The sequence below is a fragment of the Bradyrhizobium sp. CCBAU 45389 genome, from assembly GCF_028128625.1.
In the GTDB taxonomy this organism is placed as follows: domain Bacteria; phylum Pseudomonadota; class Alphaproteobacteria; order Rhizobiales; family Xanthobacteraceae; genus Bradyrhizobium; species Bradyrhizobium liaoningense_B.
In genome coordinates this window covers 56,933-75,286 of the sequence record NZ_LBIY01000087.1, presented here as the reverse complement: position 1 = coordinate 75,286, position 18,354 = coordinate 56,933, and the positions used below count along the sequence as shown (strand labels likewise).

18 protein-coding genes are annotated in these 18,354 nt (G+C 65.4%); 12 read left to right on the top strand and 6 right to left on the bottom strand.

Annotated features, from left to right (window positions below; translation table 11 throughout):
* Positions 1 to 151: 151 nt before the first annotated feature.
* Both XH79_RS17240 and XH79_RS17235 read right to left on the bottom strand, forming a co-directional pair.
* Complete coding sequence (locus XH79_RS17240) at positions 152 to 2,386, bottom strand: L,D-transpeptidase family protein (RefSeq protein ID WP_271582376.1); 2,235 nt, start codon at positions 2,384 to 2,386, stop codon at positions 152 to 154.
* A 348-nt stretch (positions 2,387 to 2,734) separates the two neighbouring features.
* The gene (locus tag XH79_RS17235) at positions 2,735 to 4,231 is read right to left on the bottom strand and encodes a sigma-54-dependent transcriptional regulator (RefSeq protein WP_271582375.1); all 1,497 of its coding nucleotides are present in this window, start codon (positions 4,229 to 4,231) and stop codon (positions 2,735 to 2,737) included.
* Positions 4,232 to 4,358: 127 nt separating this feature from the next.
* Between XH79_RS17235 and XH79_RS17230 the strand changes: the two genes are divergently transcribed.
* From XH79_RS17230 to XH79_RS17180, 11 genes are all read left to right on the top strand, one after another.
* Complete coding sequence (locus XH79_RS17230) at positions 4,359 to 6,251, top strand: M3 family oligoendopeptidase (RefSeq protein WP_271582374.1); 1,893 nt, start codon at positions 4,359 to 4,361, stop codon at positions 6,249 to 6,251.
* 237 nt (positions 6,252 to 6,488) lie between these two features.
* Positions 6,489 to 6,641, top strand: a complete 153-nt coding sequence (locus XH79_RS17225; RefSeq protein WP_008136857.1) for an aa3-type cytochrome c oxidase subunit IV — start codon at positions 6,489 to 6,491, stop codon at positions 6,639 to 6,641.
* A 137-nt stretch (positions 6,642 to 6,778) separates the two neighbouring features.
* Positions 6,779 to 7,906: a Re/Si-specific NAD(P)(+) transhydrogenase subunit alpha gene (locus XH79_RS17220; protein WP_212345076.1), complete on the top strand. Its 1,128-nt coding sequence runs from the start codon at positions 6,779 to 6,781 to the stop codon at positions 7,904 to 7,906.
* A gap of 11 nt (positions 7,907 to 7,917) precedes the next feature.
* Complete coding sequence (locus XH79_RS17215; protein ID WP_212345079.1) at positions 7,918 to 8,235, top strand: proton-translocating transhydrogenase family protein; 318 nt, start codon at positions 7,918 to 7,920, stop codon at positions 8,233 to 8,235.
* A gap of 39 nt (positions 8,236 to 8,274) precedes the next feature.
* Positions 8,275 to 9,672, top strand: coding sequence for an NAD(P)(+) transhydrogenase (Re/Si-specific) subunit beta (locus XH79_RS17210; protein ID WP_271582373.1), 1,398 nt, complete (start codon positions 8,275 to 8,277; stop codon positions 9,670 to 9,672).
* Positions 9,673 to 9,685: 13 nt separating this feature from the next.
* On the top strand, positions 9,686 to 9,856 hold the full coding sequence (locus tag XH79_RS17205) for a hypothetical protein (RefSeq protein ID WP_271582372.1): 171 nt from the start codon (positions 9,686 to 9,688) through the stop codon (positions 9,854 to 9,856).
* A 22-nt stretch (positions 9,857 to 9,878) separates the two neighbouring features.
* The gene (locus XH79_RS17200; RefSeq protein ID WP_271582371.1) at positions 9,879 to 10,676 is read left to right on the top strand and encodes an alpha/beta hydrolase; all 798 of its coding nucleotides are present in this window, start codon (positions 9,879 to 9,881) and stop codon (positions 10,674 to 10,676) included.
* Complete coding sequence (locus XH79_RS17195; protein ID WP_271582370.1) at positions 10,630 to 12,108, top strand: sodium:proton antiporter; 1,479 nt, start codon at positions 10,630 to 10,632, stop codon at positions 12,106 to 12,108. The genes XH79_RS17200 and XH79_RS17195 overlap by 47 nt, the downstream gene beginning before the upstream one ends.
* A gap of 49 nt (positions 12,109 to 12,157) precedes the next feature.
* Positions 12,158 to 13,255 carry a calcium:proton antiporter gene (locus XH79_RS17190; RefSeq protein WP_212345086.1) on the top strand — a complete coding sequence of 366 codons (1,098 nt, stop codon included), beginning with the start codon at positions 12,158 to 12,160 and terminating at the stop codon, positions 13,253 to 13,255.
* Positions 13,256 to 13,282: 27 nt separating this feature from the next.
* A complete protein-coding gene (locus tag XH79_RS17185; protein WP_212345087.1) occupies positions 13,283 to 13,567 on the top strand; it encodes a cupin domain-containing protein in 285 nt (94 codons plus the stop codon).
* Positions 13,568 to 13,665: 98 nt separating this feature from the next.
* Positions 13,666 to 14,514, top strand: a complete 849-nt coding sequence (locus tag XH79_RS17180) for a hypothetical protein (protein WP_271582369.1) — start codon at positions 13,666 to 13,668, stop codon at positions 14,512 to 14,514.
* A gap of 121 nt (positions 14,515 to 14,635) precedes the next feature.
* Here XH79_RS17180 and XH79_RS17175 read toward each other — a convergent pair whose 3' ends face one another.
* Together XH79_RS17175 and rpsU are read right to left on the bottom strand one after the other, a co-directional pair.
* Positions 14,636 to 15,286 (bottom strand): tetratricopeptide repeat protein, encoded by a 651-nt coding sequence (locus XH79_RS17175; protein ID WP_271582368.1) that lies wholly within the window; start codon positions 15,284 to 15,286, stop codon positions 14,636 to 14,638.
* A 124-nt stretch (positions 15,287 to 15,410) separates the two neighbouring features.
* Positions 15,411 to 15,707 carry a 30S ribosomal protein S21 gene (gene rpsU / locus XH79_RS17170; RefSeq protein WP_011089854.1) on the bottom strand — a complete coding sequence of 99 codons (297 nt, stop codon included), beginning with the start codon at positions 15,705 to 15,707 and terminating at the stop codon, positions 15,411 to 15,413.
* Positions 15,708 to 15,967: 260 nt separating this feature from the next.
* Between rpsU and aqpZ the strand changes: the two genes are divergently transcribed.
* Positions 15,968 to 16,690 carry an aquaporin Z gene (aqpZ, locus tag XH79_RS17165; RefSeq protein WP_271582367.1) on the top strand — a complete coding sequence of 241 codons (723 nt, stop codon included), beginning with the start codon at positions 15,968 to 15,970 and terminating at the stop codon, positions 16,688 to 16,690.
* A gap of 36 nt (positions 16,691 to 16,726) precedes the next feature.
* Here aqpZ and XH79_RS17160 read toward each other — a convergent pair whose 3' ends face one another.
* Together XH79_RS17160 and purE are read right to left on the bottom strand one after the other, a co-directional pair.
* Positions 16,727 to 17,833: a 5-(carboxyamino)imidazole ribonucleotide synthase gene (locus XH79_RS17160; RefSeq protein ID WP_271582366.1), complete on the bottom strand. Its 1,107-nt coding sequence runs from the start codon at positions 17,831 to 17,833 to the stop codon at positions 16,727 to 16,729.
* Positions 17,830 to 18,318: a 5-(carboxyamino)imidazole ribonucleotide mutase gene (purE, locus tag XH79_RS17155; protein WP_212345100.1), complete on the bottom strand. Its 489-nt coding sequence runs from the start codon at positions 18,316 to 18,318 to the stop codon at positions 17,830 to 17,832. The genes XH79_RS17160 and purE overlap by 4 nt, the downstream gene beginning before the upstream one ends.
* Between the last annotated feature and the right edge of the window lie 36 nt (positions 18,319 to 18,354).

Sequence of the window (18,354 nt, the reverse complement as noted above, 5' to 3'; positions counted from 1 at the left end):
CAGTGTACGGACCTAAACGGTTGACTGTGGCAAAAAAACGCCCGCTGCCTGAGGGCAGGTCGGAGGATGGTTAACGTTAAGCGCCCCCATCCTGGGGATGGGAGCGCTGATTTCGTTGCAGAATTTCAGGAAATGAGGTGCCGGGCGGGCCTCAGCGAGTGAACACCCGCTGCGGCCGGCGACCGACCGGAGCCGGCGGCGGGGTCGGGGCCCCGAACAGCCGCTCGAAGAAGTTCGGACCCGATGAGCCGAAGCCGCCGCCATTGTTGGCCACCGCCACGCCCGAGGGCAGGGTGGTCGCCGGGCGCGAATAGCTCGGCTGCGAGTGCGCCACGACGTTCTCGAGGTCCTTGCCGCGGCCGTTCTTCAGGATGTTGAGCATGGTCGCGTCGCGGCCATAGACGTCCTTGCGGAATTGCAGCTTGCCGGCGTCGTCCACGAACGCGGTCTGGTAGGTGATGTTGACCGGGATCGGGGTGGGGAATTTCAGGTCGATCTCGCTCTTGCCGTACATGCTGCGCACGCGCTCGGGCGTGTACTTCTCGTTCGGCATGGCGATGTTGAGCAGCACGGAGGCGTACTGATCCGGATACTGCACGCGCATGCAGCCATGGCTGAAGGCGCGATCATCCCTGGCGAACAGATTCTTGTCCGGCGTATCGTGCTGATAGACCAGGAACTTGTTCGGGAAGTTGAAGCGGATGCGGCCGAGCGCGTTGGCTTCACCCGGCGGCTGCGAGATGTGCACCGAGCCGTCGCGGTTCTGCTCGAGCTTGAGGCCCATGCGCTGGAGCACAGTCGGGTCCTGCTGAAGCGCCGGCAGATACTCGTTGTAGACGATCGACGGCGGCACGTTCCAGGTCGGGTTGACCGTGATGTACTTCATCGTCTCGGTCAGCAGCGGGGTGGCGTGCTGGCCCGGCTTGCCGGTGACGACGCGGGTGGTCCAGACCTGCTGGCCGCGCTGCATCACCTTCAGCGTGTAGTCGGGAATGTTCAGGATGACATAGGCATCGCCCAGCGCGGGGACGCCGAGGTCGCGCGGCAGCCAGCGCCAGCGCTCCATGTTCACCAGCACGGTGTCGATCTGCTTGTCGCGCTTGGGCGTGTTGAGCGCCTTGACCGTCTTGTCGTCGAGGATGCCGGTCGGCTTCATCTCGACGCCGCTCTGGAATTTGCGCACGGCTTCGGCGACCGCAGCGTCATAGCGGGTGTCGCTGGCGTTCTCGGTGATGCCGAGCTTGGCGCGGAGCTGCGGCACGCGCGGATCGTCCACGACGATCTCAGCCTGCTTCTTGCCGGCCGGGGTGTATTTCAGCGCCGGACCGTCGGCGATCTCGATCACCGGGCCGCTGCCCTGGCCGCGCAGCTCCGCGAGCTTGGCCTTCAGCTCCTTGTAGAGCTTGTGCGGCGGGTTGTAGCTGTCGAGCGCGGCGGAGGCGTCCGTCGCGGTCGTGACCTTGGCGAGCACCTCGCCCGGATCGACCGGATGCTCGGGATAGAGGATATCGCCGCTGACCTGCGACCAGTGCATGCGGCCGCTCTGCGCCTGGCGCGCATAGTCGAACATGCTGGCGGTCAGCTTCAACTCGGCGTCGGCGAGTGCGTCGGGCGTCGTGGCGGCGGCGAAATCCGGCACCGGATAGTCGGCGGCATTGAGACCGTCGGAGGCGGCATCCTTGAGCCGCGCGATCACGCCCTTGGCCGCAGCGGTCAGGCTGCCGCCTTGCGTCCACACCGGCGCGAAGTCGCGCGCGCCGTAGAACTTCTCGATCGCCGCACGCTCGTTCTTGCGGTCGAAATGGCGCGAGGTCTTGGCGCCGATGATGTCCTTGAGCTTGTCCGCGACCGGCTGGTCGGCGGCGGGAACGGTGCTGGCGGCCTTGACCGGCTCGGCGGCCGGAGCCGCCGCAGCGGCAGGCGCCGCGGGCGCGGCCGGCGGGGCGGTCGCGGTGTCAGACTTCGCAGTGTCAGCCTTGGCAGGCTCTGTCGTCGCGGGCTCGGTCTTCGCAGGTTCGGTCTTCGCGGTCTCGCTCTTCGGCGCCTCGGGCGCGGGCGTGGTGGCGACGTCGGACGGCTTGGTCTCGACCTTGTCCGGCGCGGGCGCGGCGTCGGCCTTGACGGGCTCCTTGACAGTTTCCTTGGCGGTTTCCTTCGCCGGATCCTGCACCGTGGCGGTGGTGTCGAGCTTGATGTCGGAAGCGGTCGGGGGCGGGACGTTGGCGGGCTCGGGGCGCGGGATCGCGGCTTCGATCGCGAGGTCGGCAGCGCTGCTGCGCGTCTGATCCTGCGCCAGCGCCGAGCCGGCCGACACCGTGAGGAAGGTTGCCGCGACCGTCATCAAGACACGGTCAAAGCCTGCACGGTGGTTCAAACAGTCACGCATTGTGTCACACCCCTCGGGTGAACTGCCCCTGATGGAACAGCTTCGTTATCGCCTAATTGAGCTTCGGCTAATCGCGCCGGCCTCTCGAAAGTCGCACGCCTGCACGCAACGATTCCCTACGCCAGACGATATACAGGCCCCGATTTTGCAGCCAGCGCTACCCGGGACAACTCACGACAAACTGACTTCATGGGAGCCTCTTGGCAACGGATTGTGCGCTTGCCGCACGCGCTTTTCCCTCTGTCTGTCACTTCCAAGTCACGGTTCAAGTCGCAGCCGAATTTTGTCGTCATGCGAACGGCTTACGGCCGCTTCCCAGCCTCGCGCGAACCTGCGTTCGCATCAGGCTCAGTGCGTCTCCTCGCCGCTTTTCCCGCCATGGCCGGGAACCCCGGCTTCGTCGAGTTTCCGGTAGAGTGTGGACCGGCCGATTTTGAGGCGGCGGGCGACTTCCGACATCTGTCCGCGATAGTGCGAGATCGCGAAACGGATGATCTCGTTCTCCATGTCCTCTAGCGGGCGGACGTCGCCGGTCGGCGTCAGCATCGACAGGTTTCCCGCCAGGGGAAGCGGTGCGATTGGTATTTCGCTACCCGACACCAAAGAAGGCGCCGCGATCGGCTCCAGCATCAACGGTGCGGTCGGAATGTCGGTCGCCGGATGCGGCTGGGCGGCGAGCAGGGGGAAGTCAGCGAGGCCAAGCTGGTCGCCGTCGCTCATCACCACGGCGCGGTAGACCGCGTTCTCGAGCTGGCGGATGTTGCCGGGCCAGTCGAGCTGGGCGAGGTGCGCCATGGCCTCGCCGCTGATGCCGGCGATGGGGCGGTTCTCCTCGGCGGCAAAGCGCGCGAGGAAGTGCCGCAGCAGATGCGGGATGTCCTCGCGGCGGGCGCGCAGCGAGGGGATCGTCAGCGGCAGCACGTGGAGACGATAGAACAGGTCTTCGCGGAAGTGGCCCTGCTTCACCCGCTCCAGCAGCTTGCGGTTGGTCGCGGAGACAATGCGGACGTCGACCTTGACGGGCTTGCGGCCGCCGACCGCCTCGACCGCGCCTTCCTGCAGCGCGCGCAGCAGCTTGACCTGCGCGGTCAGCGGCAGTTCGCTGACCTCGTCCAGGAACAGCGTGCCGCCATGGGCCTCGACGAACTTGCCGGTGTGGCGTTCGGTGGCGCCGGTGAAGGCACCCTTCTCGTGGCCGAACAGGATCGACTCGACGAGATTGTCGGGGATCGCGCCGCAATTGACCGCGACGAAGGGCTTTGCCTTGCGCTCGCCGCTGCCATGGATGGCGCGCGCGAACATCTCCTTGCCGACGCCGGACTCGCCCTCGATCAGCACGGGGATCGCGGAATTCGCCGCCTTCTGCGCGGCGCGCATGACGGGTGCCATCGCCTCGGCGCGGGTGATGATGTCGGAGAAGGTCAGCCGTCCTTCGCGGCTGTGACGGATGCGCTGCAATTCGCCTTTGAGCGCGGAGGTGTTGAGCGCGTTGCGCAAGCTGACCTGGAGCCGCTCCATGCCGACCGGCTTGACCACGAAATCGGCGGCGCCTGCACGCATCGCCGAGATCACGTTGTCGATGCCGCCATGGGCGGTCTGCACGATGACCGGTACGGAGAGGCCCGCTTCGCGGATTTTTGCCAGCACGCCCATGCCGTCGAGGCCGGGCATCACGAGATCGAGGATGACGCCGTCGATGGCAGGCGCGTCGGGGGCGGTGAGGGCGGCGATCGCGGCGTCGCCGGACTCCACGACGACCGTTTCATAGCCGCATTTCTGCACCATGTTCTCGACCAGCCGGCGGGCTACAGCGTCGTCGTCGGCGATCAAAATACTGGCAGCCATGGTGTTCCCCGCACGCTACAACTATCTGTCTCGAATCGGGGCACTCTGGCCGAAGCCGATTAACGCACTCTTAAACCTTGATGCCCCCGCCCGCCGTCGCGATTGTTGAACACAGGTTTCCCACACAATGAATTCGCGTTCCAAGCCCGCTCTCAAAAAGCCCGCTCTCCGCAAGCCTGCCACCAAGACATCCGTCGTCAAGAAATCGGCCGCCAAGGCGAAGTCCTCCAAAGCTGCGAGCAAGACCAGCAAGCTTCCGGAGTGGAACCTCGCCGATCTCTATTCCGGGATCGATGCGCCGGAAGTGGCGCACGATCTCGAAAAGATGGATGCCGATTGCGTCGCGTTCGAGACCGACTACAAGGGCAAGCTCGCGACAGGGACAGCAAAGGAAGATGGCGGAAAATGGCTCGCCGAGGCCGTGCGGCGCTATGAGGCGATCGACGATCTCGCCGGCCGTCTCGGCTCCTATGCCGGTCTCGTCCATGCCGGCGACAGCGTTGATCCCAAGATTTCAAAGTTTTACGGCGATGTGTCCGAACGCCTGACCGCGGCGTCCACGCATCTTCTGTTCTTCGCGCTGGAGCTCAACCGGATCGATGACGATATTTTGACCCGCGCGATGCAGGCTCCGGAGCTGGCGTACTACCGCCCGTGGATCGAGGACCTGCGCAAGGAGAAGCCGTACCAGCTCGACGACAAGCTCGAGCAGCTCTTCCTGGAGAAGGCGCAGACCGGTTATTCCGCCTTCAACCGCCTGTTCGACCAGACCATCTCCGGCCTGCGCTTCAAGGTCGGAGCCAAGGAGCTTGCGATCGAGCCGACGCTCAACCTGTTGCAGGACCGCGACGGCGCCAAGCGCAAGACGGCGGCGGAAGCACTGGCAAAGACGTTCAAGGCCAATGAGCGCACCTTCGCGCTGATCACCAACACGCTCGCCAAGGACAAGGACATCTCCGACCGCTGGCGCGGTTTCAAGGACGTCGCGGATTCCCGCCATCTGAACAACCGCGTCGAGCGCGAGGTGGTGGATGCGCTGGTCGCGTCCGTGCGCGCCGCCTATCCAAGACTGTCGCATCGCTACTACGCATTGAAGGCGAAGTGGTTCGGCAAGAAACGGCTAGCCTATTGGGATCGCAATGCGCCGCTGCCGTTTGCGGCGACCGACGTCATCGGCTGGCCCGATGCGCGCAACATGGTGCTGACGGCCTATCGCGGCTTCTCGCCCAAAATGGCCGACATCGCCGAGCGCTTCTTCACCGATCGCTGGATCGATGCGCCGGTGCGGCCGGGCAAGGTGCCGGGCGCGTTCTCGCATCCGACCACGCCGTCGGCGCACCCCTACGTGCTGATGAATTACCAGGGCAAGCCGCGCGACGTGATGACGCTCGCCCATGAGCTCGGCCATGGCGTGCACCAGGTGCTGGCGGCGAAGAACGGCGCACTGATGGCGCCGACGCCGCTGACGCTGGCGGAGACCGCGAGCGTGTTCGGCGAGATGCTGACCTTCCGGCGGCTACTCGCGCAGACCAAGAGCCCGAAGCAGCGCCAGGCGCTGCTCGCCGGCAAGGTCGAGGACATGATCAACACCGTGGTGCGGCAGATCGCGTTCTATTCCTTCGAGCGCGCGGTCCACACCGAGCGCAAGAACGGCGAGCTCACCGCGACGCGGCTCGGCGAGATCTGGCTGTCGGTGCAGGGCGAGAGCCTGGGGCCCGCGATCGAGATCAAGGCGGGCTACGAGAATTACTGGATGTATATCCCGCATTTCATCCATTCGCCGTTCTACGTCTATGCCTACGCCTTCGGCGATTGTCTCGTGAACTCGCTCTACGCCGTCTATGAGAACGCGGCCGAAGGCTTTGCCGAGCGCTATCTCGACATGCTCGCCGCCGGTGGAACCAAGCACTATTCCGAGCTGCTGCGGCCGTTCGGGTTAGATGCCAAGGATCCCAAATTCTGGGACGGCGGCCTCTCGGTCATCGCCGGGATGATCGACGAGCTGGAGGCGATGGGCTGAGCCCGATCGACGAGGGCACGCAAGGCGCTCCGTCATGCCGAATCCCCCGGCGACGGAGCGCGCTGTCACCGCCACGATGACCCCATCAGGGCCGAGCGGCGCTCGCGCCGAGCTTTCCCGGCAATCGGAATTCCAAATGAGCCGATTTGCGGGAAAACCGCGCCTGCCTGCCGTTGCCCTGCCCGAAAGATTAAGGTATCCCAGCCCGAGAATTCGACTTTCGACTGGGGACAATCCATGGCTGACCATAGCGAAGTGGCGTACACCACTGCCGACGGCAACGACTACGTTGCCCACGAGCAGACCTATGAGGGCTTCATCAAGCTGGTGAAATACGGCACGGCCTCGGTCGCGCTCATCGTCATCCTGATGGCGATCTTCCTCACCTGATCCATCGCCTGGTGCACCGCCAGCGTCGTCGGTGCTCATAAAATTTGCATTCAAGCCGGTGCCAAAACCGGTATCCAACGTTGCGGGAGTGACGCTAAGTTTGCGTGCGCGCTTTTTCCCGCGCCGCCGGAGGGCCTATGAAGATTGCCGTTGCCAAGGAAATCGATCCGTCGGAGCCGCGTGTCGCCGCTTCGCCTGATACGGTGAAGAAGTTCAAGGCGCTTGGCGCCGAAATCGCCGTCGAGCCGGGTGCCGGCCTCAAGTCGGGCCTGCCGGATTCCGAATTCACCGCCGTGGGCGCGACCGTCAGCGCCGATGCGCTCAAGGACGCCGACATCATCATCAAGGTGAAGCGCCCCGAGGCCTCGGAGCTTGCGCAATACAAGCGCGGCGCGCTCGTCATCGCCATCATGGACCCCTATGGCAACGAGGCCGCGCTGAAGACGATCGCCGATGCCGGCGTCGCCGCTTTCGCGATGGAACTGATGCCGCGCATCACCCGCGCGCAGGTGATGGACGTGCTGTCCTCGCAGGCCAACCTCGCCGGCTACCGTGCCGTGATCGAGGGCGCCGAGGCCTTCGGCCGCGCCTTCCCGATGATGATGACCGCCGCCGGCACGGTGCCCGCGGCCAAGGTGTTCGTGATGGGCGTCGGCGTCGCCGGCCTGCAGGCGATCGCGACCGCGCGCCGCCTCGGCGCCGTCGTCACCGCGACCGACGTCCGCCCCGCGACGAAGGAGCAGGTGGAATCGCTCGGTGCGAAATTCCTCGCCGTCGAGGACGAGGAGTTCAAGAACGCGCAGACCGCCGGCGGCTACGCCAAGGAGATGTCCAAGGAGTATCAGGCCAAGCAGGCTGCGCTCACCGCCGAGCACATCAAAAAGCAGGACATCGTCATCACCACCGCTCTGATTCCAGGCCGGCCGGCGCCGAAACTCGTTTCGGGCGAGATGGTCAAGTCGATGAAGCCCGGTTCGGTGCTGGTCGATCTCGCCGTCGAGCGCGGCGGCAATGTCGAGGGCGCCAAGGCCGGCGAGGTCGTCGACCTCGATGGCATCAAGATCGTCGGCTACACCAACGTCGCCGGCCGCGTCGCGGCTTCGGCCTCCAGCCTTTATGCGCGCAATCTGTTCTCCTTCATCGAGACCATGGTCGACAAGAAGGAGAAGAAGCTCGCCGTGAACTGGGACGACGAACTGGTCAAGGCCACCGCGCTGACCAAAGACGGTGCCGTCATCCACCCGAATTTCCAGCCGAAGGTTTAAGGAGAGCCGCCATGGAGCATGCCGCACAGGTCGTCGACCCCTTCATCTTCCGGCTGTCGATCTTCGTTCTCGCCGTCTTCGTCGGCTATTTCGTGGTGTGGTCGGTGACGCCCGCGCTGCACACGCCGCTGATGAGCGTGACCAACGCGATCTCCTCGGTGATCGTGGTCGGCGCTCTGCTTGCCGGCGGCGTCGCCAATGTTTCGAGCGGCTCGGGCTGGGCGCGCGCTTTCGGCTTCATTGCGCTGATCTTCGCCTGCATCAACATCTTTGGCGGCTTCCTTGTCACCCAGCGCATGCTGGCGATGTACAAGAAGAAGTCGAAGTAAGCGGCCACCTCGGGCTGATGGGATCAATGGGGACCTGAGATGAGCGCCAACCTCTCTGCATTTCTGTATCTCGTGGCGGGAGTGCTGTTCATCCTGTCGCTGCGCGGGTTGTCGAGCCCGGCTTCGTCGCGCCAGGGCAATCTGTTCGGCATGATCGGCATGGCGATCGCGGTCGCCACGACGCTTGCCAACCACCCGCCGGCCGACGGCCTCGCCTGGGTGCTGGTGATCGTCGGCATCGCGATCGGCGCTGCGATCGGCGCGGTGATCGCCCGCCGCGTGCCGATGACCTCGATGCCGGAGCTCGTCGCGGCCTTCCACTCGCTGGTCGGCATGGCCGCGGTGCTGGTCGCCGCCGGCGCGTTCTACGCGCCCGAGGCCTTCGACATCGGAACACCTGGCAATATTCATCCGCAGAGCCTGGTCGAGATGTCGCTCGGCGTCGCCATCGGCGCGCTGACCTTCACCGGCTCGGTCATTGCGTTCCTGAAGCTGTCCGCGCGCATGAGCGGCGCGCCGATCATCCTGCCGTTCCGTCACGTCATCAACATCGTGCTCGCCGTTCTGCTCGTCGTCTTCATCGTCGGGCTGGTGATGACCGGCAGTGCGCTCGACTTCTGGCTGATCGTCATCCTGGCGCTGGCTCTCGGCGTGCTCATGATCATCCCGATCGGCGGCGCCGACATGCCGGTCGTGATCTCGATGCTGAACTCCTATTCGGGGTGGGCCGCTGCCGGCATCGGCTTCACGCTCGGCAATTCCGCGCTGATCATCACCGGCGCGCTGGTCGGCTCGTCGGGTGCGATCCTGTCCTACATCATGTGCCATGCGATGAACCGATCCTTCATCTCGGTCATCCTCGGCGGCTTCGGCGGTGAGACCGCTGCGGCCGGCGGCGGTACCGGCGAGCAGAAGCCCGCCAAGCTCGGCTCGGCGGACGATGCCGCCTTCATCATGAAGAACGCCTCCAAGGTCATCATCGTGCCCGGCTACGGCATGGCGGTGGCGCAGGCCCAGCACGCGCTGCGCGAGATGGCGGACATGCTGAAGAAGGAAGGCGTCGAGGTGAAATACGCCATTCACCCGGTCGCGGGCCGCATGCCCGGCCACATGAACGTGCTGCTGGCCGAAGCCAACGTGCCCTATGACGAGGTGTTCGAGCTCGAGGACATCAACTCCGAATTCGCGCAGGCCGACATTGCCTTCGTGATCGGCGCCAACGACGTCACCAACCCGGCGGCCGAAGAGGACAAGACCTCGCCGATCTACGGCATGCCGGTGCTCCAGGTCTGGAAGGCCGGAACGGTGATGTTCATCAAGCGCTCGCTGGCGTCGGGTTACGCGGGCATCGACAACCCGCTGTTCTACCGCGACAACACCATGATGCTGCTCGGCGACGCCAAGAAGGTCACCGAGAACATCGTCAAGGCGATGTAACGCGGGAGGGACCGTGGCCATCAACAAGGATTGGCACCGGTCCCATCGCATGCCGCCCAAGGCGACGCGCGAGCAGCGCATCGCCTGGCACGCCGCCCACAAGGCGGCGTGCGGTTGCCGCGACGTTCCCGCCAGCATCCGGCCCGACGTCATGAAATTGCTTCGGAGCCGTCGCAAGCCCTGAGGTGGAGACCGGCCGCCTCATCATGACCATCGTCAAGTGGATCGCCATCCTGCTCGTGACCGTCTATTGCGTCGGTCTCGTCGTGCTGTATGTCCGCCAGCGCGAGATGCTGTTTCCGATCCCGCCCGTCGGCCGCACCGCGCCCGATGCCGCAGGTCTGCCCGAGGCGGAAGAGCATGTCCTGACCACGTCGGATGGCGAGAAGGTCATCGTATGGCACGTGCCGGCGAAGCCCGGCCGTCCTGTGATCCTGTTCTTTCCGGGTAATGGCGATTACCTCGCCGGCCGCATCGATCGCTTCAAGGCGATGACGGCTGACGGCACCGGCCTCGTCGCGCTGTCCTATCGCGGCTATGCCGGCTCGAGCGGAGCACCGAGCGAAGAGGGGCTGCTGCGCGATGCCGCGGCCGCCTACGCCTTCACCACCGCCCGCTATGCCGCGGGACGGATCGTCGTCTGGGGCTTTTCGCTGGGGACGGGCGTCGCGGTTGCCATCGCGTCCGAGCATCCCGTCGGAAAATTGATCCTGGAGGCGCCGTACACGTCGACCGTCGACGTCGCCGCCGCGGCGTTCCGCTTCGTCCCGGTCCGCCTGCTGATGCGCGATCAGTTTCGTTCCGACGGGCGCATCGCGCGCGTCACGGTGCCGCTCTTGGTGATGCACGGCACCAATGACCTTGCCATTTCGATCGTGTTCGGAGAGCGTCTGTTCGCGCTCGCGCATGAACCGAAGCAGTTCGTTCGCTTTGCGGGCGGCGGACACGACAATCTCGATGCGTTCGGCGCGATCGAGACAGCGAGGCGCTTCATTGCTCCCTAGACGGCTTGCGACCTGGCGGGGCTGCGTGGTCATCGCCGCGCCGCTCGCGCTGTTGCCGCAGCCCGCATGGGCGGCCGCGGGGATCGACGGTGCGGCGATGCGCTGGCCCTATGCGCTGCCGTTTGCCGGCCTGTTGCTGTCGATCGCGCTCGGACCGCTGCTGGTCGCAAAATTCTGGCACCATCACTACGGCAAGATCGCCGCGATCTGGTCGCTGCTGGCGCTCGGCTCGCTCGCGCTGTTCGCAGGGGGCACGGCCACGCTGGCGGCGCTGGTCCACGCCATGCTCGCCGAATATCTCGGCTTCATCGTGCTGCTGTTCTCGCTCTATGTCGTGGCCGGCGGCATTCTCGTCACGGGCGACATCAAGGGCACGCCGGCGGCCAATACCGGCATCCTCGCGCTCGGCACGCTGATGGCGAGCGTCGTCGGCACCACCGGGGCGGCGATGATCCTGATCCGCCCTTTGATCCGCGCCAACCGGCCGCGGCGCCACAATGCCCATGTCGTGATCTTCTTCATCATCCTGGTCGCCAATGTCGGCGGCGCGCTGAGCCCGCTCGGCGATCCCCCGCTGTTCGTCGGCTTCCTGCACGGCGTCGATTTCTTCTGGACCACGCGAAACATCTGGCTGCAGACGATGATCGTCGCCGGGCTGCTGCTCGTCATCTTCGTCGTCGTCGACGTCTGGCGTTTCAGGAGCGAGCCGCCGCTCGGCGATGCGGGTCCTGGGAAGCCGGTGCGGATCCGCGGCCTCGTCAACCTCGTGCTGATCGCGGCCATCGTCGCCAGCCTGCTGGCCTCGGCGATGTGGAAGCCGGGCATCGTCTTCGACGTTCTCGGAACGAAGCTGGAGCTGGAAGACCTCGCCCGCAACGTGGCGCTGCTGGCGATTGCGGCGCTGTCGGTGTGGCTGACGCCGGACGAGCACAGGCAGGCCAACGGCTTCACCTGGGAGCCGATCCGGGAGGTCGCAAAACTGTTCGCGGGCATCTTCGTCGCCATCATTCCGGTCATCGCCATGCTCAATGCCGGCCATCACGGCGCCTTCGCCTGGCTGTTGTCGGCGGTGACGGCGCCGGACGGCGCGCCGCGCGAGGCCGCCTATTTCTGGTGCACCGGCCTGATGTCGGCGTTCCTCGACAATGCGCCGACCTATCTGCTGTTCTTCGAGCTGGCCGGCGGGGATCCGCAAGTGCTGATGCATTCCCTGTCGGGCACGCTCGCCTCCATCTCCATGGGCGCGGTCTACATGGGCGCGCTCACCTATATCGGCAATGCGCCGAACTTCATGGTCAGCAGCATCGCCAGCGAGAACGGCATCGAGATGCCGAGCTTCTTCGGCTATCTGTTGCGCGCCGGCGCCGTGCTGATCCCGCTGTTCCTGCTGCTGACCTGGCTGCCGATCGCGCCGATCCTGCACTGGCATTGAATCTGACGGCCGATTTGCTACTGCTCGGTTTCACAACTGGAGCCAGTGGATGAGCGCGCATAGTCCGATGCCCCGGTCGGCCTGGATCTTCCCGGCGCTGGCCGTGCTGTTGTTCGTGGCCGTCAGCGTGACGGACTACGTCTTCACGCTGTCGCTGGCCGGGCTCGGCTTCGCCATCGTGCTTCTGGTCATCCTGTTCGGCACGGTGTTCGCCGCCGTCCATCATGCCGAGGTGATCGCCGAACGGGTCGGTGAACCCTATGGCACGCTGGTGCTGACGCTCTCGGTCACCATTATCGAGGTGGCGCTGATCACCACCATCATGCTGGGCGAAAAGCCTGCCCCGGAACTGGCGCGTGACACCGTGTTCGCCGTGGTCATGATCGTCTGCAACGGCCTCGTCGGGCTCTGCATCTTCATCGGCGGCCTGCGCTATCGCGAGCAGGGCTTTCAGCTCTCCGGCGCCAACGTCTATCTCAGCGTCCTGTTCGCGCTCGCGACCATCACGCTGATCATGCCGAACTACACGACCACCACGCCGGGACCGGTCTATTCGGCGGTTCAGCTCGGCTTCGTCGACGTGGTCACGCTCGCGCTCTATGCAGTGTTCCTCTACACCCAGACCGTCCTGCACAAGGACTACTTCGTTCATGAACGGGGGAAGGGCGAGGGCGGGGAGGTGCACCTTTCGGTCGGAGCGCTCGCGCTCACCGTGGCGCTGCTCCTGGTCTCGCTCCTGGCGGTCGTGCTGCTGGCCAAGAAATTCTCGCTGGTGGTCGATGCCGTGGGCGCCAGGATCGGCGCGCCACCGGCTTTTGCCGGCCTTCTGGTCGCGTTGCTGATCCTGATGCCGGAGGGCGTCGCGGCCATCGCGGCGGCGCGCAAGAACGACCTCCAGAAGAGCATCAATCTCGCTCTCGGATCCTCGCTGGCGACCATCGGGCTGACCATTCCCGCCGTCGGCGTCGCCACCTACGCGCTCGACAAGGAGCTCGAGCTCGGCCTCAGTGCCCAGGGCAGCGTCCTTTTGCTGCTGACCTTCTTCCTGAGCATGCTGACCTTCGGCACGGGCAGGACCAATGTCCTGTTCGGCCTGGTCCATATGGTGGTATTTGCCGTCTACGTGTTCATGGTTTTCGTGCCCTGAAGCGCTATGTCCCAGGAGAGGTTCCCGATGCTTGCCGCCAAGTCCGAAGTTCAGATCGATAACGAGCAGGTCCGGGTGACCGAGTGGCGGCTCGCCCCGGGCAGCGCGACCGGGCACCACACCCATGGGATGGACTACGTGATTGTTCCTGTCGTCGCCGGCGAAATGACCATCGTGGCGCCCAATGGCGAGCGGTCCAAGGCGCAGCTTGCCGCCGGCAAATCCTACTTCCGCAAGGCCGGCGTCCAACACGACGTACTTAACGAAACCTCAACTGAGATCGTGTTCCTTGAGATCGAGCTGAAGCCGTAAGGCGCAGGGTTATCCCTTTTGCCATCGATCCGTCGCAGTTGATCCCTTACAATTGCCCCAAAGTTCCCGCATCTGGTCGCGCGGGGAGTGGCCGAGAAATGCTGAAATACCTCGCTAAAATCTCGATGGATATTTTCCCCTCGGTGCTCGCGACGATCATCGGGGCGTATATCGTTAACCACTACATCAACGCCAAGCCGGCGGCCGACACCCCTGCGGCCGTGGTCGCGCCCGCCGACGCCGGCAAGTCCGCCAAGCCGACCGATACCGCCAGCCTTCCCGCGTCCGGCGTCAAGGCCAAGGGCGTCTCCGAAAAGAGTGTGACGGACAAGGCTGCGGCCGACAAGCCTGAGACCAAGGCCGCCGACGTCGCTCCCGCCGACACCTCGCACGGCCGCCCTCCGGCGCGCGAGAAGGCAGCCGCGAAATCGACCCCGGCAGCCACCGCTCCGGTGGTGGAGGCTAATTCCGCGCCCGCCGCTGCGACGCCCGACGCCAACGATCTGGCGCGTGCCGCCATCGAGCGTCTTCGCAAGTCGCCTGAGGGCAAGGCTGCCGAAGCCAAAGCTGCCGAGACCAAGCCGGTCGAGCGGACCCCCGAGCGCGAAGCCGCCCGCGCCCCCGAGGCCCCGCGTGTCGTCCCGACGGAGCCGTCCACGGTCCGTCCGCTGCCGCCGCCGATCACGGTATCCACGCCGTCAACCGAGGCTCTTGGCAATGGCACCTCGTCGCCGCCCTACACGGCCTCGGTCGGCAATGACGACCCGAATCGAATCTCGCCGCCGGCTGACATTCCCGTTCCGGTGATCGCACCGCCGCTCGACCTGCGTGCCGACGTCGGCGCGTCCATGCCGGCGCAGAAAAAGACCAATGTCGCCGACGAGATGTTGTCCGGCATGAAGTCGATGTTCCACGCCGTTCTGCCGAAGAGCGCTACGCCCGATTAAGACGGCGCCTTAAAGCGTTTTCGAGCGAGGTGGACACCGGTTCGCGTGAAGAATACGCGTCAAAACAAGAATCTAGAACTTCGGTTCTGATCTAATCAGAACCGAAGCTCGAGCAGCCCTGTCAGCCGCCGACGCGGGCGAGGCCGCTGCGGGCGGCATCGTCGCGTGGACGCAGGGCAACCGCCTTGTTGTAGGACGCCGCCGCCTTGGCCCTGTCGCCGAGCCGCTCATAGGCCTGTCCGCGCGCGGTCCAGATCTGGGCATTGTGCGGATCGGCCTCGGAGGCTTCATCCAGGTCGGCCGCGGCTTCCTTGATCTTGCCGAGCGCGAGATAGCTGGTGGCGCGGCCGAGCAGCGGCTCGGCCTTTTGCGGATTGAGCCCGCTCGCCGCGCTGAAATCGGCGACGGCGAAATCGTGCTGGTTATTGCCCTGGTAGATCAGCGCGCGGCCATAGAGCGCCTGCGCATTGTAGGGATCGAGCCCGACGGCGCGATTGAACTCGTCCAGCGCTGCCGCGGTCTCGCCCGACTTGGCGAGGGACTGGGCCTTTGCCGTGTGGGCCTGGGCTTCGGTGACGTTGCCGGCGCTGACCGCGCTCTCCGCAGTCGCCGCCGCCTTCGGTGCCTCCTGCGGCTTCTCCTTCTCCGGCATCAAGGATCCCAGATCGAAGGAGCAGCCGCACAGCGCAATTCCGATCAAAGTCAGCGCGAGCGGCTGGCGCCAGATCAGGCGTCGGCGCGCCAAGCCGCGCTCGGGGAGAGGGGAGGCCATCTACGGTTCGCTCGCGCTGGTTCCGCATGGGAGTGCCCCGTCCCAGAAAAGGCACCGCTCACAAACAATAACGCGGGCCAAGGGCCCGCGTCATCGAAAACTGAGGTCTTAAAGCTTCGGCAAATCAGCGCGGACCGCGCGGACCGGCACCCGGGCCGCCACGACCACCACGCTCGCCACCGGCGCCGGCGCCGAACACCGGCTTCGGCTTCATCGGCAGCAGGCCTTCACGCTGCAGCTTCTTGCGGGCCAGCTTGCGCGCGCGGCGCACGGCCTCGGCCTTTTCGCGAGCCTTCTTCTCGGAGGGCTTTTCGTAGTGTCCGCGGAGCTTCATCTCGCGGAAAATCCCCTCGCGCTGCATCTTCTTCTTCAGCGCCTTGAGGGCTTGATCGACATTGTTATCGCGAACGAGAACCTGCACGCGGCATCCTCTTCAGTGGATCGGATTTGAATTCTGGTAAGTCAAAGGGGATGGCAAAAAGCCCGACGCCCTTAACCTTGAGCGCGCGGATGTATCAGACAAAACCTGGAATGTCCACCGGCCAAGCGGGTTTTCGGGCCAAGTTCGGCCATTAAATGCGGCGAAAATACCTTTGTGCGGCCCCGATTTGGGCGGTTTGACGCCTTGGGCGGGGCGCGACCGGAGCTTTGTTCCGGAATCTTTGAAATGAGGGGACGACAATGGATATGAAAAAATATGCTGCCGAGGCTATCGGCACCTTCTGGCTCACATTCGCAGGTTGTGGCAGCGCGGTGATCGCGGCCGGCTTCCCGCAGGTCGGAATCGGTCTGGTCGGCGTGTCCCTGGCTTTCGGCTTGAGCGTCGTCACGATGGCCTACGCGATCGGCCACATCTCGGGCTGCCATCTCAATCCGGCCGTCACGGTCGGCCTTGCCGCCGGCGGGCGCTTTCCGACCGGCCAGATCCTGCCTTACGTGATCGCGCAGGTGGCCGGCGCGATCGTCGCCGCCGGTCTGCTCTACGTCATCGCCAGCGGCGCGCCGGGCTTCGACGTCACCAAGGGCTTCGCGTCGAACGGATACGACGCGCATTCGCCCGGTCAATACAGCATGATGGTCTGCTTCCTCACCGAGGTGGTGATGACCATGATGTTCCTGTTCATCATCATGGGCGCTACCCACGGCCGCGCCCCCGCGGGCTTCGCACCGCTCGCGATCGGGCTCGCGCTGGTGATGATCCATCTCGTCAGCATTCCCGTCACCAACACGTCGGTGAACCCGGCGCGCAGCACGGGCCCCGCACTGTTCGTCGGCGGCTGGGCGCTGGCGCAGCTCTGGCTGTTCTGGCTTGCGCCGCTGATCGGCGGTGCGCTCGGCGGGGTGATCTATCGCTGGCTCAGCGAGGAGCCCACGGGCGTCGTTGCGGGCGTGAAGACGGCGTGATCGCCAGGCGGGATTGCAGCCTCTGCTGCGATCCCGTCACTTGTCCCGGGGCGGCCTGACCTCGGTCACGTGGCCCATCTTGCGGCCGGGGCGCGGCGCGCCCTTGCCATAGATGTGCACGGTCGCGCCCGGGACGGTCAGCCACTTGTCGTAGTCGTTGATCTCGTCGCCGATCAGATTGGTCATCGTGACGACCTCGCCGTGGCGCACCGGCTTGCCGAGCGGCCAGCCGGCAATGGCGCGGATGTGCTGCTCGAACTGCGAGACGGAGGCGCCGTCCAGCGTCCAGTGCCCGGAATTGTGCACGCGCGGGGCGATCTCGTTGACCAGCACCTTCGGTCCGGTGCCGTTGGCAAGCACGAACATCTCCACCGCCAGCACGCCGACATAATCGAGCGCAGTCGCGATCTTGCTCGCGACATTGCGCGCCTCATCCGCGAGCGCGTCCGGAATCGGCGCGGGCGCGCGCGACACTTTCAGGATGTGGTCGCGGTGCTCGTTCTCGGTCACGTCGAAACACTCGACCTCACCTGCGGCCGAGCGCGCGGCGATCACGGAGATCTCGCGCTCGTACGGGATGAAGGCTTCCAGGATCGCCGATTTGGTGGCGAGGCTGGTCCACACCTTGGCGATGTCGTCGCCCTCGCGGATGATGGCCTGGCCCTTGCCGTCATAGCCGAAGCGGCGGGTCTTCAGCACCGCAGGGAGGCCGATCCTCAGGATCGCCTCGCGCAGCGAGGAGACGGAGGTGACGTCGGCATAGGCCGCCGTGCCGATGCCGAGCTTCGTCACAAAGTCCTTCTCGGCGAGCCGGTCCTGGGTGGTCTCGAGAATCTTGCGATTGGGCAGCACCGGGCGGCGCGCATCCAGCACCATCGCGGCGGCCGCCGGAACGTTCTCGAATTCGTAGGTGATGACGTCGACGTCGCTCGCGAACAGCTCCAGCGCTTCGACGTCGGCATATTCGGCGCAGGTCGCGTTGAGCACGACGTCGAAGGCCGGCGAGTCCGGATCGGGCGAGAACACCTGGCAGCGCAGGCCGAGCCGCGCCGCAGCCATCGCCAGCATCCGCCCCAATTGTCCGCCGCCGAGGATTCCGATGGTGTCGCCGGGCTTCAGCTTCACCTGCTTTGCGTCAGTCACGCCTTGTCCTCCGGACGCTCGGCAACCGCGTCGGTCTGTGCCTTGCGCCAGGCGGCGAGGCGATCGGACAGGGCGGGGTCAGACAAGGCGAGCACGGCAGCCGCGAGCAGCGCCGCGTTGATCGCACCGGCCTTGCCGATGGCGAGGGTGCCGACCGGGATGCCCGCGGGCATCTGCACGATCGAATAGAGCGAATCGAGCCCCTTGAGTGTCTTCGACTCGACGGGAACGCCGAACACCGGGAGTTCCGTCAGCGCGGCCGCCATGCCCGGCAGATGCGCAGCGCCGCCGGCGCCGGCGATGATGACCTTGTAACCCGCCGCCTTGGCGCCCTTGGCGAAGGCAAACAGCCGGTCGGGGGTACGGTGGGCCGAAACGATGCGGGTCTCGGCGGCGACGCCGAGCGCATCGAGCGTCTCGGCGGCATGCCGCATCGTGTCCCAATCCGACTGGCTTCCCATGATGATGGCGATCGGCGCGGTCATGACGTCAATTGTGCTCGGGAAAACAGAAACATAGGC

Excerpts from the sequence above, each read along its gene's own strand:
- XH79_RS17225 (WP_008136857.1), top strand. The coding sequence starts at position 6,489 with ATGGCTGACCATAGCGAAGTGGCGTACACCACTGCCGACGGCAACGAC.
- purE (WP_212345100.1), bottom strand. The coding sequence starts at position 18,318 with ATGACCGCGCCGATCGCCATCATCATGGGAAGCCAGTCGGATTGGGAC.
- XH79_RS17230 (WP_271582374.1), top strand. The coding sequence starts at position 4,359 with ATGAATTCGCGTTCCAAGCCCGCTCTCAAAAAGCCCGCTCTCCGCAAG.
- XH79_RS17200 (WP_271582371.1), top strand. The coding sequence starts at position 9,879 with ATGACCATCGTCAAGTGGATCGCCATCCTGCTCGTGACCGTCTATTGC.
- XH79_RS17215 (WP_212345079.1), top strand. The coding sequence starts at position 7,918 with ATGGAGCATGCCGCACAGGTCGTCGACCCCTTCATCTTCCGGCTGTCG.
- XH79_RS17175 (WP_271582368.1), bottom strand. The coding sequence starts at position 15,286 with ATGGCCTCCCCTCTCCCCGAGCGCGGCTTGGCGCGCCGACGCCTGATC.
- XH79_RS17240 (WP_271582376.1), bottom strand. The coding sequence starts at position 2,386 with ATGCGTGACTGTTTGAACCACCGTGCAGGCTTTGACCGTGTCTTGATG.
- XH79_RS17180 (WP_271582369.1), top strand. The coding sequence starts at position 13,666 with ATGCTGAAATACCTCGCTAAAATCTCGATGGATATTTTCCCCTCGGTG.
- XH79_RS17235 (WP_271582375.1), bottom strand. The coding sequence starts at position 4,231 with ATGGCTGCCAGTATTTTGATCGCCGACGACGACGCTGTAGCCCGCCGG.
- aqpZ (WP_271582367.1), top strand. The coding sequence starts at position 15,968 with ATGGATATGAAAAAATATGCTGCCGAGGCTATCGGCACCTTCTGGCTC.
- XH79_RS17185 (WP_212345087.1), top strand. The coding sequence starts at position 13,283 with ATGCTTGCCGCCAAGTCCGAAGTTCAGATCGATAACGAGCAGGTCCGG.
- XH79_RS17220 (WP_212345076.1), top strand. The coding sequence starts at position 6,779 with ATGAAGATTGCCGTTGCCAAGGAAATCGATCCGTCGGAGCCGCGTGTC.
- XH79_RS17210 (WP_271582373.1), top strand. The coding sequence starts at position 8,275 with ATGAGCGCCAACCTCTCTGCATTTCTGTATCTCGTGGCGGGAGTGCTG.
- XH79_RS17195 (WP_271582370.1), top strand. The coding sequence starts at position 10,630 with ATGCGTTCGGCGCGATCGAGACAGCGAGGCGCTTCATTGCTCCCTAGA.
- XH79_RS17190 (WP_212345086.1), top strand. The coding sequence starts at position 12,158 with ATGAGCGCGCATAGTCCGATGCCCCGGTCGGCCTGGATCTTCCCGGCG.